At 51.5% G+C, this 15,289-nt stretch carries 12 protein-coding genes; 1 reads left to right on the top strand and 11 read right to left on the bottom strand.

The features are described from left to right. Positions 1 to 1,050 precede the first annotated feature (1,050 nt). Positions 1,051 to 2,058, bottom strand: a complete 1,008-nt coding sequence (locus tag ACF8D4_RS22260; protein WP_025011991.1) for an isocitrate dehydrogenase — start codon at positions 2,056 to 2,058, stop codon at positions 1,051 to 1,053. 255 nt (positions 2,059 to 2,313) lie between these two features. Between ACF8D4_RS22260 and ACF8D4_RS22255 the strand changes: the two genes are divergently transcribed. Further along, positions 2,314 to 5,166 (top strand): prolyl oligopeptidase family serine peptidase, encoded by a 2,853-nt coding sequence (locus tag ACF8D4_RS22255; RefSeq protein ID WP_215794698.1) that lies wholly within the window; start codon positions 2,314 to 2,316, stop codon positions 5,164 to 5,166. A gap of 490 nt (positions 5,167 to 5,656) precedes the next feature. Here the strand turns inward: ACF8D4_RS22255 and ACF8D4_RS22250 are convergent, their stop codons facing one another. From ACF8D4_RS22250 to ACF8D4_RS22205, 10 genes are all read right to left on the bottom strand, one after another. Next, positions 5,657 to 6,229: an imm11 family protein gene (locus ACF8D4_RS22250; RefSeq protein ID WP_345857971.1), complete on the bottom strand. Its 573-nt coding sequence runs from the start codon at positions 6,227 to 6,229 to the stop codon at positions 5,657 to 5,659. 690 nt (positions 6,230 to 6,919) lie between these two features. Continuing rightward, on the bottom strand, positions 6,920 to 7,339 hold the full coding sequence (locus ACF8D4_RS22245) for a DUF3192 domain-containing protein (protein ID WP_345841378.1): 420 nt from the start codon (positions 7,337 to 7,339) through the stop codon (positions 6,920 to 6,922). 181 nt (positions 7,340 to 7,520) lie between these two features. After that, positions 7,521 to 7,796 carry a hypothetical protein gene (locus tag ACF8D4_RS22240; protein ID WP_208169884.1) on the bottom strand — a complete coding sequence of 92 codons (276 nt, stop codon included), beginning with the start codon at positions 7,794 to 7,796 and terminating at the stop codon, positions 7,521 to 7,523. An 18-nt stretch (positions 7,797 to 7,814) separates the two neighbouring features. Next, positions 7,815 to 8,087 carry a hypothetical protein gene (locus tag ACF8D4_RS22235; RefSeq protein ID WP_392466243.1) on the bottom strand — a complete coding sequence of 91 codons (273 nt, stop codon included), beginning with the start codon at positions 8,085 to 8,087 and terminating at the stop codon, positions 7,815 to 7,817. A gap of 48 nt (positions 8,088 to 8,135) precedes the next feature. After that, positions 8,136 to 8,675, bottom strand: coding sequence for a hypothetical protein (locus tag ACF8D4_RS22230; protein ID WP_392466245.1), 540 nt, complete (start codon positions 8,673 to 8,675; stop codon positions 8,136 to 8,138). Between the two features lie 125 nt (positions 8,676 to 8,800). Next, entirely contained in the window at positions 8,801 to 9,217 is a 417-nt protein-coding gene (locus tag ACF8D4_RS22225; RefSeq protein WP_392466247.1) for a DUF3192 domain-containing protein, read from the bottom strand. A 41-nt stretch (positions 9,218 to 9,258) separates the two neighbouring features. Next, entirely contained in the window at positions 9,259 to 10,020 is a 762-nt protein-coding gene (xni, locus tag ACF8D4_RS22220; RefSeq protein ID WP_392466250.1) for a flap endonuclease Xni, read from the bottom strand. After that, on the bottom strand, positions 10,017 to 11,372 hold the full coding sequence (ppnN, locus tag ACF8D4_RS22215; protein ID WP_025011997.1) for a nucleotide 5'-monophosphate nucleosidase PpnN: 1,356 nt from the start codon (positions 11,370 to 11,372) through the stop codon (positions 10,017 to 10,019). The genes xni and ppnN overlap by 4 nt, the downstream gene beginning before the upstream one ends. A gap of 35 nt (positions 11,373 to 11,407) precedes the next feature. Further along, entirely contained in the window at positions 11,408 to 12,964 is a 1,557-nt protein-coding gene (locus ACF8D4_RS22210) for a diguanylate cyclase (protein WP_144132965.1), read from the bottom strand. A 160-nt stretch (positions 12,965 to 13,124) separates the two neighbouring features. Continuing rightward, positions 13,125 to 15,272 carry a lipopolysaccharide assembly protein LapB gene (locus tag ACF8D4_RS22205; protein WP_071239251.1) on the bottom strand — a complete coding sequence of 716 codons (2,148 nt, stop codon included), beginning with the start codon at positions 15,270 to 15,272 and terminating at the stop codon, positions 13,125 to 13,127. Positions 15,273 to 15,289 lie beyond the last annotated feature (17 nt).

Below are 15,289 nucleotides of genomic sequence, written 5' to 3'. Positions count from 1 at the left end.
CCGCGCCATTAACGCAGGGTGTCCATATTCTCTCTTCACCACACAAGAAAGCTCGCCGTACCACGCGGCTGCAACAGTGGTAGTAAGGTGTATCTTCAAGGCTGATTTGAGTTCGGCGAGGGCGCGGCATAATAACCTCCTTGTTAAATGCTTAAACAAAGCATAGTCGGTGGCTAACTACCGCGCCATTAACGCAGGGTGTCCATATTCTCTCCCGCATGCGCGTTTTAGTCCTCGGAGGAGTGTAAACGCGCATCGCTATCTGTTTGTATTTGCTGGATATAATACCATTTAGTCCTAATATCCCTTGCAGCTAAACGCGCATGCGCGGTTTCTAAACCTATTATCTACCAGCTGTATTTTTTAACATTATGAATTTAACAGTATTTCCTGCAATATTACGAAAATAACGCGCAAGCTTAGCTGCAAATTCCCGGCATTTTGTCCAGAACGTCAATAATACTGTATAAAAAATCAGTTCTGAGGTGCTTGTCATAAGCGCTTCAAGCCGTACAACCAAGGACCTTACAACCCAGACCCTATAAAAAACTTTGAGTAAAGCCATGGCTACCGCACGGGTCCAAACTCTGTTCGTCCCTGCATTCCGCTGAAATTGGAAGAGTGTTGCTGCTTCTGGCCTTAAGCTTAAGAAAGTGCTAAAGCTAAGCGTTTGAATTTGTTATACAATACCCAGTACTGAATTTGAAAACAATTAGCCAAAGGTCAAGTTTTGACAAAGGCAACAAAACCCTGATTTTGGTTGTTTTTGAAGCACAATTGACTGGGTTTGAAACCTAAAGTGACTTCCCCCAGCTAATGCCGGGTGTTTGCATTACAGATGTTTCAAGCTACTCAGCGCTAACAAAATTGCACCAATTCCCCCTTCGGAGCCGCCGCTGGCACAGCGGCTAACATAGCTTTCAGCTCAAAATAGCCAAAAACATTGGTTGGGCCTCCGGCGGCGGACGTCTCCCATTGCCTGCCAACACAGGCATAAAAAAGGATGACCTTGGGTCATCCTTTTTAGCAACTTACTGGGTTGATATTAGATCAGAGTCTATCCAGCACCGCTTGGGTGAAATCTGTGGTGCCATGGGTACCACCGAGATCGCGGGTAGTGCGGTCGCCTTCTTCGATAACCGCAGAAACGGCGGCGCGAATGGCGGCGGCTTTATCTGACATACCCAAGTATTCCAACATCTGGATAGATGCCAGGATCACTGAAGTTGGGTTCGCCAGGTTTTTGCCGGCAATATCCGGGGCACTGCCGTGAACCGCTTCAAAGATAGCGGCGTTGCTGCCGATGTTGGCGCCCGGGGCCATACCCAGACCACCCACCAGACCGGCGCAGAGATCAGACAGAATGTCACCGAACAGGTTGGTGGTGACTATCACGTCGAAGTTTTCCGGGTTCATCACCAGCTTCATGCAAGTGGCGTCAACAATCATCTCTTCGGTAGTAATATCCGGATAACGCTGGCTGACTTCACGGGCCACTTTCAGGAACAGGCCTGAAGTCGACTTCATGATGTTGGCCTTGTGGACTATGGTCACCTTCTTGCGACCTTCCTTGCGAGCCAGTTCATAGGCGAAGGTAGCAATCTGCTCGGCACCCTGACGGGTAATGATACTGGTGGCTTCGGCAATGGCACCGTCTTCAGACAACTTTTGTCCCAGGCCTGAGTACATACCTTCAGTGTTTTCACGTACTGTGATGATGTCTATGTTCTCATATCTGGCTTGGGTGCCCTTGAAAGAAAGCACAGGACGCACGTTGGCGTACAGGCTGAACTTCTTACGCAGGGTTACGTTGATGGAGGTGAAGCCTTCGCCAACAGGCGTTGTCAATGGGCCTTTGAGGGTGATACGGTTCTTCTCGATGAGATCCAGCGTGCGCTGAGGCAGGAGCTCACCGTGTTTTTCCAGAGCAGTCAGACCGGCATCGGCAAATTCATATTCAAAGTCGCACCCCGCCTTATCGAGAATTTTCAGAGCTGAGTCGATAATGCTGGGGCCGATCCCGTCACCAGGGATCACGGTAATAGTTCTTTTTGACATGGAGAGGTCCTTCCACGGTTGGTCGTTACTGCTATTTATCAGACCATGTCAGTGACACGGTTTTCGACTGAGAATTTTGTGATTTAGATCGCCGCTATTCTATACACATTCAACGCATTTTCACAGGAAATAGTGAGCAATCTCACGCTTTTTTCTGTAGGCTGACTTGCTAAAAAGTCGGCGTCTGACCATGATGGAACGCCAACAAAATAAAAAGTCTACTTTAGTCTAACAACAATGAAAAAGAGGACGATCTTGAAGTTAACGCCCTTAGCATCGCTGCTGTTGCTGTCAGCCGGTTTCGCGACCACTGTCAATGCCCAGAGCAGCCCCTCACTGACCCTCAAGGATATAATGCAGTTTGAGTCGATTACCGATCAGGTTCTCGACCCACAAGGCAAGGTGCTGGCCTATAGTGTTGCGCCGGATCGCGGCGACAGCCGTGGTGTGGTCAAGTCACTGGCCAATACCAAGGTTTATGATGTCGCCGGTGGCTCCAAGCCGCAGCTGTCAGCCGATGGCCGTTACACTGCCTTTACTCTGGCGCCTTCGCTGCTGGAATCGGAAAAGCTTGCTCCCAAGGCGCGCAAGAAGCTGAAAAAAGGCCTGTTGCTGCTGGATAACACCACAGGTGAGCAGCGCCGCTTTGAGCGGGTCAAGTCTTATGCCTTCAGCGAAGATGGTACTTTGCTGGCTATCTGGTATGAGGCCGATGAAGAAAGCAAAGAGAGCGCAGAGACAAACGGCATTGATGCCAAAGAGGCCTCAGCCAAAGCAGCCAATCAAGCATCCGCCCCCGAGGCTCCAGCAGCCAAAACGCCGAAACTGGATGCCGGCAGCAGTTTCGAGCTGTTGTCGCTGGCAAGCGGCAAGTCACAGCGTTTCGAGCATGTGACCGCCTGGCAACTGGCTTATAACGGCAGCGTGCTGGCACTGGCGCAAAATGACAGTGCAAGTAATAGCCACAGCATCTCTGTGCTTGATACCCGGAGCTTTGAACTCAAATCGGTCAGCAGCCAAGCCGACAAGCAGTTTGGCGCCTTGGCGCTGAGCCGTGACGGCCGCTATCTTGCCTATACCCGAGGAGATGCGGCGCTGGATGCGAATGAGCGCCCCTATGCCTTGTCTCTCTACGACAGAGAGTCGGGTAAACTGAGCCAGATTCTGCCGAGCAAGGGCGACAGCAAGGGCTGGCTCATTAATCGTCATGCCAAGCTGAGCTTTTCGGCCGACGGTGAGCGGCTGTTCTTCGGTCGGGTGCCCGAGATAAGCAAGCAGCTGCAAATTCCCAAGGTGGAGCAGAGCAGCGACCTGTACGACACCGCGCTGGTCAGTGCCCAGCGGGATCTACGCCTGTGGCACGGCGATGATCCGCTGATCAAGCCCAACGAAGTCAAACAGTATGAAAAAGAGCAGAGCCGCACTTATCTGGCTGTGCTGCATCTTGGTTCGCGCAACCTGGTGCAACTGGCCGACCGCAAGGTGCCGGACATTGAGCTGAGCGAACACAAGCGGGTGCTGCTGGGGAGCTCGGATATTCCCTATCGCAAGATGATCACCTGGGCCGGTTTCTATCGGGATTTTTACCTGGTGGATATCAATACAGGTCACAAGACCCGGGTATTGACCCAACAGCCAAGCGGCAGTGCGCCAACCCTGTCACCGGCAGGTAAATACCTGGCCTTTTATCAGCAGGGCGGCATCTATCTCTATGATGTGGCCAGCGGCCGAAAACATAACCTCAGCAGCAAGCTCAAGGTCAGCTTCGCCGATGAAGATCATGATTATCCATCTGCGGCGCCCGGCTATGGCTTCGGCCCCTGGCTCGAGGATGACTCAGGCCTGCTGGTGTACGACAAATACGATATCTGGCAATTTGATACCCGCTCCCACGATGGCTTTATGCTGACAGGCGGCGAGGGCCGCAAGCAGCAGCAAAGTCTGCGTATTGAAGCTCTGGCCCAGCCAGACAAGGCTTATCCGGCCACAGTGGCGCGCAACCAGGCTGTGTTGCTGCAGGGCTATAGCCACAAGACCAAGGCCGACGGTTTTTACCGTGCGGTTATCGGCCGGGCTCAACTGACGCCGCTGCTTGCCAAAGACAACAAGCTGTCTGTGCTGGCCAGAGCCGACAAGGGTGATACCTTGCTGTTCAGTCAGGAGCGTTACGACAGCTATCCGGATCTCTACAGCTCGGCTTTGCTTGAGCCGGCCAAGGCGGTCAAACAAACCGACTTTGATGCCCAGCGCCGCAAACTGCCCTGGGGCAAGTCAGAGCTGGTGCACTGGCGCGACGGTGATGGCCGTGAAATGGACGGTGTGTTAATCAAGCCTGCCAACTATCAAAGTGGCAAGCGTTATCCTGTATTGGTATATTTCTACCGCTTTATGAGCGATCGCCTGCACGCCTTCCCGGACATGAAAATCAATCACAGGCCCAACTTTGCCTGGTATGCCGCCGATGATTACGCCATCTTCCTGCCGGATATCCGCTTTGAAGTCGGCTATCCCGGTATCAGCTCGGTCAAGGCGTTGACCGCCGGAGTGCAGAAGCTTATCGACATGGGGATTGCCGATCCGGATGCCGTGGGTATTCAGGGCCACTCATGGGGCGGTTACCAGACAGCCTTTGCCGTGACCCAGACCAATATCTTCAAGGCCGCAGTCAGCGGTGCCCCGGTAAGCAATATGACCAGTGCCTACAGCGGCATACGTCACGGCACCGGCCTTGCCCGTCAGTTCCAGTATGAAACCGGCCAGAGCCGTATCGGTGAAAGCCTGATGCGCGCGCCGCAGAAATACATAGAAAACTCCCCCGTGTTCTATGTCGACCGCATTCAAACGCCGATGATGATCATGTTCGGTGATAAAGATGATGCCGTGCCTTGGGAGCAAGGGGTTGAACTGTACCTGGCAATGCGCCGCGCCGGAAAAGATGTGGTTTTGCTGCAGTATCAGGACGAGCCGCACCATCTGAAGAAGTATCCCAACAAGCTGGATTACAGTGTACGGATGAAAGACTGGTTCGATCATTACCTCAAGGGAGCCAAGGCCCCCGAGTGGCTTGAAAAGGGCGAAGCCTATCGCGAGCCCAAGGCGGAAGACTGAACTCCCTTTCTGCCCAAATAACTCACAGAGGCGGCCCAATTGGTCGCCTCTTTTTTCTGTTTATAGGGTAGGGCGATGCGTACTCAAGCAGACTTGGGATGTTAAGTGTTGTCTTTGGTAGTCGTTGTTGGGCAAAAGCGAGCCCGCCTTGTGTACCGACTGATGCTTCCTCATTATTGTCTGCAGTAATTAAGGTTTTTATTGTTTGTAGAACGGCGTTTTACTTGCTCGGAAATTACATTGTCAAATTTTATCGATAGCAACTCCCAAAAGACCAAACATGTTGCCTGAAACTTCATCGCCAGAAAGGTAAATCTGGCTATCATTTGACTAATGAATCTCCATTTTATTCAACTGCACAGATATCCTTTCTCTTGCTTTATATCTATTTAGCCAAGATTCACCAGAATTTAGCACTGCGCGCGACATTCTTATCTTGCTCAATTTTCTCAAAACAGATACAGCTAAAGAAAAAAGATACCCAATGTTGTTAAATATTTGGGCACTCTTCAGATGTGTCAAATGTGTAAGCAATTAAACTGGTCTTGATTTTACCTTCTTCATATATGTTGTGAAGTGCATCAAATATTTCTTTTGAAAAGAAAACTTTACTCATTCCTTTGGGCTTGAATACGTGTTGTCTACATGGTGGAAGCGATTTTATTTTATCTTCGGAAAGATAATGCTGAGTCATTGCCTTGGAAACGTTTTTGCTTTTGTTTTCGTCAACTACATCAACAATATTGTTTACAGCTATTAAGTAACGCCCGCTAGATGTATCCTGGCCGGCACAAGCGAGTTTGGCGGGGTAAAAAGCTATGCCATACGGGTCAAAGCTCATTATAACATGAGCAATTTCCTTGGTAACATTAAAGCAACCTAGTTTTATTAAGTCTAAAGCATCAATATGATCCAGGTCGTTATCTTTCCAAACTATAGGCTCTGAAATAGACGTAGGGTTAAAGTCATTATCCTTGTTATAAAAGAAAGATCTTTTATCATCGTACTCAAAGAAAGAGTCTCCTTCATTAAAATCTTCGGTAATATATGCAACTTCCATCATTTTGTCCTCAAAATTTCATCAATCATAAACATTTGCTGCTTACAAAAGTCTCTTTTGCCTGACCAGCATCTTGATCAATGCTCTTATCGGGGCCACAGTCTTGACTTAAACAGCCCTTTCTTTGGTAAATGTTCACCGACAGAAGGTTGACACGCATAATTCTGCTGGAATTGGGTAATTCGTCTTTTCGTGCTGGCTCGAAAGAAAAAAGAAGCAAAAGACACCCAATATTAACTAAAACAAGAAACAAAGACATCCAATATTAACTGTAGGTTGCTGAAAACTGAGATATTCAATATCAGAAAGTGTTTCACAGCGGAGAAAATGCCGGGATAGCAGGGGAGTGCTGTAAAGTCGGCGTACAGCGCTGTACAACCTGCTCCAGTGCCCATTCAGTGGTTAACCTTGAGCACCAAATGCAGTGAGTGGACATGACCGCAAAGGGGCACAGAACAATGGCGAATGCTACTGCCAGTTTCAATCGATGCGATTCAACCCAGTCTCGACTGTGTTCGTAGCTATTGCCTGAATAATCATCAATCCCGGATAAAAAGGTGCGGCGTACGCAAGGTGGCAAACTCTTTGGGAATGAATTATGAATTTGAACATTTTTTGCTGGGCAGAAGGGGAGCTAGAACAGGTTGATTCTACCCTTGGTTTTCCTTTCCTTAAACTGCGGGCTTTCTGCCGTTATTCGGGTTGAGCGGGCTCCTTGGATAGCACTTGCTGCGGCGAATGTTGCTGCAGATATTGCTGGTAAGTGTCTTCGCCCCAGGCCAGCAGTTGCCCATCTTCGAATAGCAGTGGGGTGCATTCATCTTTGGTGGTCTTACCGTCTGATTTACTGTGATGGGTGCGGTAAAAGAGGACCTGCAGCGAATGACCATGGGTTTGCTTGGCTTCGCTGAAGTCGGCTTTGCCCAGGGTTTGGGTGACTTCTGCCAGTGTTTGCCCCAGTTGCAGCTCGGAAACCATAGACTGGTTATAGGCTTGCCTGTCTTCCCAGCTCATGTCTTCCGGTTTGGGCTCGTAGAAGAGGATGACCACGGCAACAAAGGCCAGATAGGCGATAAAGATACTGCCGATAACTACGGGTGCCTTACTTTTCATGCTGTTATTCCGTTTTATTGCTCAACCTGGGTTCACTCCAGAGCAAGACGGCTCACTCTGTATTGAGTGATATAAGATACTCGCGACAGCTCCAATGTAAACAGTATGTTTGTAATATGTTTTGTCTGTGCGCGATTGTTGTCCGGCTGCCAGGCCGGGCAAAGGTCACTGAATAGCTGGTTTAGATGGTGAAGCCAAAGCCCATGTCCCATTCCAGCAGCGGCACCATATGTAACCCGTTGGCATTGAGTGCTATGAGTCTCTCAGCCACGGACTCATGCACTATGTAGATAGATCTCATGCCTTTGACTTCGAACATCCGTCGTTTGGCAAAAGGAATGGCCAGCAGTTTGTCGGCGTCCAGGCGAATATTGATGGCGGAAACCGAGTCGTCCGCTTGCTGGCGGATAGATTGGCTGTTGTCAAAGTCATAGACTGCGAGGCTGTTGTTGAGCATTACGGCTCAATAGAGGTGTTAGCTCTCATCGGCAGGGCAGTAGCAGACAGGCAACAGCTGCAGCCGGTAGATGTCCAGATAGTCGAGCTCTCGTTTTATGGCATTCGTTACCATAGGCATACCGTCCAGCTCCATGGCGTCAATCAGGGGAATATTTTCCTCCTCATCTGCCGGCGATTCGGCATAGATGGGCTCGCGCGACGAGGTAGGACCCCGGTAAATAAGATAATGCTCTCTACTGCAGACGGTATAAGGGGGATGGCATATCACCGCTGCCACAATACAGGACAAAATACTCGTTGTTGATATGAATCATGTCCCCCGGTTTCTTCCTTGGCGTTATTCGCTCCAGCGCACCCAGACATCTTTCAAATTGGCCGCGGTCAGCTTGTCCATTACGCTGTTGTGTACCAGCAGGAAGGAGGGGTCTTGGTCAAGTTTGAACAATAATCGCTGCTCAAGCGGAATGGCTGCCAATTTGGCCGGATCCAGCACCGGGGTTCGTATCGCGTCGATGGCGGGCGATTCAGAGTTCCAGATGGTGTGGTCGATATCGAGCACATCATAGCGATTGAAAACATGAAAATAGGCATAGAGCACTTCATCAATGAAATCCAGTTCGTCTACTGTGCCTATGTCTATCTCGGCATACATATCTTCATCCGGCTTGTAGGGGTTTTTAATACGCTCAACCCCGAAAGGCTCCATTGACGAGAGTATGTCGGCGAAAGGTTCAGCGAAGAACAGACGAGGGCACTGGGCAAAATCCACCACCAGATCCGGCCCATATTCCTCCGGGCGTTGGGGCGTGTTGGCTTTTATCAGCCAGTTCCGCTCCAGATAGAATTGGCGGCGGTGGAAAATCAGGTAGTCATTCATACTTGTTTACTCCTTTAAACTGCTTTGCCGGGAATGAGCAGGTCAGTTGGAAAAGATTTTAAAAATAACGAGCAGCCGATAAGGCTACCAAGGCTTTAGGCGCTTAAATATGTGAGCCCGTTTCGCTATTCCTGTGTCTGTTTGGGTGTTGTCTGCTGGGGCTGCATATGTTGCTGCAGATACTGCTGATAAGTGTCTTCCCCCCAGGCCTGGAGCCGGCCATCGGCAAACAGCAGAGGGGTACATTCGTCTTTGGTGGTCTTGCCGTCGGATTTTACATGATGGGTGCGGTAGAAGAGCACCTGCAGCGACTGGCCATGGGTTTGCATGGCTTCGCTGAAATCGGCTCTACCCAGGGTTTCAATGGTTTGTTCCAGCGTTTGCCCCAGCAGTAACTCAGTGACTTTAGACTGGTTATAGGCTTGCCTGTCTTCCCTGCTCATCTCTTCCGGCTTGGGCTCATAGAAGAGGATGACCACGGCAATAAAGAGCAGATAGGCGACAAAGATACTGCCGATAATCACAGGGGCCTTACCTTTCATGCTGGTTTTCCATTTTTTGCTTAAGTTGAGCTCTTGGAGCCTTAGCTTTCTTTGACTCTATACTGGCTTAAGCGAATATTGAGTTCGAGATCTGTGCGCAGTTTTGCCAATCGATAGCTGAGGCGCGCCATCTCCTTGCCTTCGGTTAGCTTTTTGGCTTGCTTTGCGCCCAGAGTATCGAGTGCATTGTAGACATTGGCCAGGGTGCGAAAGCTTCTGAGCAGTTCACCGGCCGTCTTGGGACCTATTCCCTGGATGCCGGGGATCTTGTTACCGCTGTCGCCGCTGAGGGCCATAAAGTCCAGCAGCTGGCTCTGTTCTATGCCGAGTTTTTGCTCCAGTGCGGCAATATCCATGGCGGCGCCATTGAAGTGATCCCACAGCAGCAAACGCGGTAATCTCAGCTGGCAAAAGCCCTTGTCGGTGGAGACGATAATCGCCTCGCCACCGCGTAGGCACAACTTGCTTGCCAGGGTGGCGATAACATCATCGGCTTCCGATAGCGCATTGATGGAGCCAATCCCCGCTTCTGCCAGTGCCTGTTTCAGCGCCGGCAGGCCATCGGCCAATGCCTGGGGCATGGGCTTACGGCCTTTCTTGTAATCCGGATACAGGCGTTTGCGCCAGGACTCTTCATCACCGTCCCAGACAATAGCCACATGGGTGGGGCAGTGCTGGCGAATAAGCTTCTGGCAGGCATTGCGGCTGCGCTCGGTCAGCCCTTGCATGTCGGCTTCATCCGGCTGCGCCGCATGCAGGCGGCGCACCAGATTCATACCATCAATAATCAGCAGTCGGTTCATTTCATTATTTGATAACAGGGCACATAGGCGGTGCCCGGTAACTTCATTCTTTGTTGGCTGACAAAGGCGCCCAACAGTTTATCCATCAAGGCCATCAGCTCGGGATCGCCCTTGAGCTTGAATGGACCATGACGCTCGATGTTTTTCATGGTTTCCGCCTTGACGTTGCCCGCCACTATGCCGGAAAACGCCTTGCGCAAGTTGGCCGCCAGCTCAGCCTTATTGCTCTGGAAGTGCAGGTTAAGGTTTTCCATCACTTCATGGGTGGGCACAAAGGGCAGCTGGAATTCAGGCTCTATCTTGAGGCTCCATTGGTATTGGTAGGCATCACCGGTTTGCTTGCGGTGACGTTTAACCTCTTCCATACCGGCACGCATGATGCGCGCCACCTGGGGGGCGTCGTCTATGATGATTTGGTATTTCTGCTGCGCCTGCTCGCCCAGCGTCGCGCCGATAAAGGCATCGATTTCGCGGAAGTAGGCTTCGCTTTCCTTGGGGCCGGAGAGCACCAGCGGGAAAGGAATATCGGCATTTTCGCGGTTGAGCAAAATGCCAAGCAGGTAGAGCAGCTCTTCAGCGGTGCCGGCGCCGCCGGGGAAGATGACGATACCGTGCCCCAGGCGCACAAAGGCCTCCAGGCGTTTTTCGATGTCCGGCAGAATCACCAGTTCATTGACTATCTGGTTGGGCGGCTCGGCGGCGATAATGCTTGGCTCGGTCAGGCCTATGTAACGGGCGTTATGAATGCGCTGCTTGGCGTGGCCGATTGCGGCTCCCTTCATTGGCCCTTTCATGGCTCCCGGACCGCAGCCGGTACAGATATCCAGCATTCTCAGCCCCAACTGGTAGCCCACCTCTTTGGTGTATTTGTACTCGGTGTCGTTTATCGAGTGGCCGCCCCAGCAGACTACCACATTGGGATCCTGCATCGGGGTAATGGCTCTGGCGTTTCTCAGAATGTCGAACACCACGTTGGTGATATGGCTGGCGTTGGTGAGGTTGATGTGTTTCAGGCCATCGTACTTGTTGCTGACATAGATGATGTCCCTGAGCACGGCAAACAGGTGCTCCTGAATGCCGACTATGATCTGCTCATCGACAAAGGCGCTGGCCGGCGGGTTGACCAGCTCCAGCTTGATGCCACGCTCACGGCGCAGCACGTTGATTTCAAAGTCATGGAATTGGTCAAACAGTTCCTTGGCGTTGTCAGTTTGCTGCCCCGAGGCCAATACGGCTAACGAGCAGTTACGGTAGAGTTGGTAAAGGTCACTCTTGGCACTCTGTTTGAGGCGGTCTGCCTCCAGTTGCGACAGTTGATCCATACTGCCGCGGGGACTGATCCTGACTATCATGACGACTCCTTGAGCTGAAACAGGAGTCATTGCTGTCAATCTATAATGACTCTGTCACGGCTTTCATGTTTGGCTTTGTAGAGGGCCGCATCGGCGCGTTCGAAAGTTTCCTGGATGTGTTCGCCATCCAATATCTGCGCGGCCCCTATGGATACTGTAACTGTAATACGCTGATTTTTAAATTTAAAAGGAATATTTTTAATTTTTTCGCGCACTCTGTTCAATAGTTGTTCTATATCCTTGGGTGAAACATCCGGAATGATGAGAACAAACTCCTCACCGCCATAACGGGCAACAAACTCAGTGTCACGCAGGGAGTTCTTCAACGCCATGGCGATAACCTGCAGTGTCTTGTCACCTGTGGTATGGCCAAAGCTGTCGTTGATGGACTTGAAGTGATCTATGTCGGCTACCGCCAGCCACAGTGGCTGTTTGTTGCGCTGGAAGTGGCGGTATTCCTGCTCCATCCGCTCCTCCATGGCCGCGCGGTTGGGCAGCTGGGTGAGGGTATCGAGCATATTGAGCTTCTGCTGCTCGAACAACCTTTCCTTATAGGTGGTGGCTTCACTGGAGAGGTCGCTCAGCTCTTTACGCATGGTTTCCATCGACTTGCGCAGCAAGGCTTGCTCTCTTTGCTCCAGCGCTTCCTTGCGGGCCAGGCTGGCGCGAATGGCGGCCAGTTGCTCGCTGATCTGCTGCTTGAGCTCGGTAATATCCTCAATATCCACCAATGACTCGCCGACATTGTCTACCTGGGCGTTGAGTTCACGATTCAGTTGGCTCTTGAGCTGATGGCTGCGCTGGGATTGGTTATAAGAGTCGCTGACCACTTCACGCACGGCGCTCAGGGCGTCGTTGAGGGCAAACAGAAACTCCTGTGAGGCGGTTTTTTCGCGGGCTATGTTATCCAAAAGCAGCGAGAGTATGGTTTGATAGGCCTCCAGCAGGGCATCGATATCTATCTCGGCCGAGGCCAACTGCTCCTTAATTACCAACACCTGGTCACGCTGATCTTTGCGAAACTCTATGTTGGAAATCATCTGCGCCAGCTCGTGACCCAGTTGTCTGTGCTTGGGTAGTACCGCGATGGGGGACTCAGATTCAAACTGGTTGTCCAGCAGTTGCTCGTAAAACCCCACCAGTTGCTCGACCTTGGGAATATAATCCCAGACGGTATGGAAAGGTTTGCCCAGCTCCTGCTTGAAATAGCTGACCTCTTTTTTGAGGCGCTCAGGCATGGAGTCGACTCGTTGCAGTTGGCGGCTGAATTTGCTCAGGCTGTAGCGGCCTTCTTCCAGTTGGCCCATCACATGATGGTATTGCCCCTTGAGCAGACGCTCTACCTCGACCAGATCCGGCAACACATCATCGATACGCTCGTAGGTTCCCAGGTTATGTCTGAGCTTGGCCAGTTTATTGTCCAGCTCCAGGTTTTGCCCCTTACAGGCCAGACTGAGGTGACCAATAAACTGCAGCAATGCCTGCAGCTTGGCATTTCTGTCCTCATTCATTTCATCCAACGCGGCTTTGGTGGAATGCAATTTCTGCTTGAGTACACCTAGTTGCGACACCGTTGCGTTTGAGTCCTTCATTCCTGTAATTTTCCTTCGATGCGCGATCGAATCTATAGTCGGGTCATGAGTGGCTCGAAAACCCCACGACTCCAGTTCCAGACATTTCTAAATGGTATCGCAATCCGGCAGGAGTGCAAATCTGCCATCCAGTTGTTGTGACAAAGTTTTGTCGTTCAGATCAAATTATTGACACAGGTTCGGCTCTGGACTGCTGTTGTGACTCCGGCCAGCAGATCTTATCTTTCTCACCATTGGTCTCCACTCTTATCAGGCCGCGGATAATACTCTTTTGCAATTGCAGATAGAGCGGGGCCGAGAAAATGGCGGCCGGGGTGAAGTCCAAAGTACTGAAACCGACATAACTGCCTTGGCTGTTTTTCAGGCTGATGGCACCGGCAAGGGCCAATTGCGCCGTTTCAAACAGGACTTCCACCGACAGCTTGATATCCGGGTTACCCAGGAGCGGCAACGGAATATAACCCAGCGCCGGTTTGAGCATCTGCCCCTGGAATTGCCAGGCACTGAGCGGGTGGTAAAGTTTGGCCGGGCCAGTGTCTTCGGCAAGGGTCAGGGCAAATAGGCCGGGTCTGAGCAGGAATACCTTGGCGCCGGTGAGGGTGGCAATCTCCTCGGCTTGCTGCACCAGTCTCGGCGCCGCCAGGCTGTTGCCCAAGGTGAAGTCAGAGTTGAATTCCTGCTCCAGAGACAATAGCGCCAGGCCTTTGGTTTTACTTGAAATACTGCCAAGCAAGGCGCGATAACCAGGTAGGCCGCTTATTGGCTCCAGTTGCATTTTCGCCTTTTGAGCCTGGTTCTTTTTCGCCATTTGTTTGCGCAATCTATACTGCTGCATCGCCAATGCCAGCAACAGCAGGCAGAGCCCCAGGCTGATTGCCAGCAGAATATTACGGGTATGCAGCGCGTCTTGTCTTTGCAGTTGATCTTGCCTGAGTTGACCCACTTCCAGTTTCAGCTTCTGCTCTGTAACGGCGGATGAATTAACGTCCGAGGTGGTTTGCTGCTCTTTTTCCAATATGGCCTGTTGCAGTTGGATGCTTTCCTCCTGGCTTGCCAGTGCCTGCTGAAACTTACCCTGCGCCTTGTAGGCCGCGGTTTGGTAGCCAAGGGCTTCTATCTGCTCATCCGGCAATTCCAGCAACTTGGCCAGTCGCAAGGCTTCTATGGCGTGCTGCATGGTCAAAGGCCAATCCTCCATGGCCTGGCCCACCTCGGCTATCAGCATCTCGTTATAAACCAGGTAGTGGTTGCTCTTTCTGTCCTTGAATATTTCGTTGGCCTGGAACAGGTAGTCGAGCGCGACCTGATAGTCGTTCAAATGGAAATAAGCCTCACCCAGGTTGTGGAAGTTAAGCCCCTGAGCGATGAAGTTCTTCAGCTCGGCATCTATCTGCTGGGCATTGAGGTAGTAGTCAATCGCCTTGTTCCACTCGCCTGTGTTGCCATACACCATGGCGATAACCGTCATGGTATGGGACAGGAAAGAGCCGGAACCCATGGCTTTATAAGCGTCGGCGGCGCCGTGGGCGTATTCCAGCGCTTCATCCCACTGTTCCATGTCCCGGTACAGCTTGGCCAGGTTAAGCTGCAGCAGTGCCTTTTGATTGGGATGGTTGTAACGGCTGGCCAAACGGAAGGCCTCGGTATAGTGCTGCAGCGACTTGGTGCGCTGGCCGTTGATATTGTAATACTTGCCCAAAGCCGCTTCGGCATTGGCTATCAGGTAGTCATTGCGCAGCCGGTAGGCGGTATCTCTGAGCAGGTTGTAGGCGTTCAGAGACGGAATAGCCTGTTTGGCTATCAGGTTAACTGTACCCAGATCTTCGTAGATGACATACCTGAGCAGTTGGCTGCGTTTGTCCTGGGCATCGCCCAACTGCTCGAGCGCCTGCTGGTTGAGGGCGACGGTTTGTTCATACTGTTGGTCGACCCGGCCGAGATAACGGCCTTCAAGATTATAGAGGGCAGCTTTTTCATAGTCGCTGCGGGCGATGATCTTCAACTGCTCAATGATATCTTGTGCCTGCTCCAGCCGCCCGGGAACCAGCACTTGGGCATCCAGATCCAGCCGAGCCAGCAGAATGAGTTTGTCCATCAGCTGATCCGGGGCAAAACCCACTTCCAATGCGCTGGACTGAAACTGTTCAAGCGAAGGATATTGCAACGACTCGGGCAGAGAACTGACCACAGTGCTGTGGAGCTGCCTGGGCTGCTCCCTGAAACTTATCTCTATATCATCCAGTTCGTCGGCGTGCGCCAGACCCACAAGCAGCATGGATGCGATGAACATAACCCTGAAAAAGTACATATATTTGCCTCTGTCCC

This window comes from Shewanella sp. YQ_9 (assembly GCF_043103185.1).
GTDB lineage: Bacteria > Pseudomonadota > Gammaproteobacteria > Enterobacterales > Shewanellaceae > Shewanella > Shewanella algae.
The sequence above is the reverse complement of the archived record's forward strand: the minus strand, read 5'-3'. Positions and strand labels throughout refer to the sequence as shown.

Coding starts and splice junctions, on each gene's coding strand:
- ppnN (WP_025011997.1), bottom strand. CDS start 11,372: ATGATAGTCAGGATCAGTCCCCGCGGCAGTATGGATCAACTGTCGCAA.
- ACF8D4_RS22245 (WP_345841378.1), bottom strand. CDS start 7,339: ATGAAAAGTAAGGCACCCGTAGTTATCGGCAGTATCTTTATCGCCTAT.
- ACF8D4_RS22260 (WP_025011991.1), bottom strand. CDS start 2,058: ATGTCAAAAAGAACTATTACCGTGATCCCTGGTGACGGGATCGGCCCC.
- ACF8D4_RS22230 (WP_392466245.1), bottom strand. CDS start 8,675: ATGAATGACTACCTGATTTTCCACCGCCGCCAATTCTATCTGGAGCGG.
- ACF8D4_RS22250 (WP_345857971.1), bottom strand. CDS start 6,229: ATGATGGAAGTTGCATATATTACCGAAGATTTTAATGAAGGAGACTCT.
- xni (WP_392466250.1), bottom strand. CDS start 10,020: ATGAACCGACTGCTGATTATTGATGGTATGAATCTGGTGCGCCGCCTG.
- ACF8D4_RS22205 (WP_071239251.1), bottom strand. CDS start 15,272: ATGTACTTTTTCAGGGTTATGTTCATCGCATCCATGCTGCTTGTGGGT.
- ACF8D4_RS22225 (WP_392466247.1), bottom strand. CDS start 9,217: ATGAAAGGTAAGGCCCCTGTGATTATCGGCAGTATCTTTGTCGCCTAT.
- ACF8D4_RS22210 (WP_144132965.1), bottom strand. CDS start 12,964: ATGAAGGACTCAAACGCAACGGTGTCGCAACTAGGTGTACTCAAGCAG.
- ACF8D4_RS22240 (WP_208169884.1), bottom strand. CDS start 7,796: ATGCTCAACAACAGCCTCGCAGTCTATGACTTTGACAACAGCCAATCT.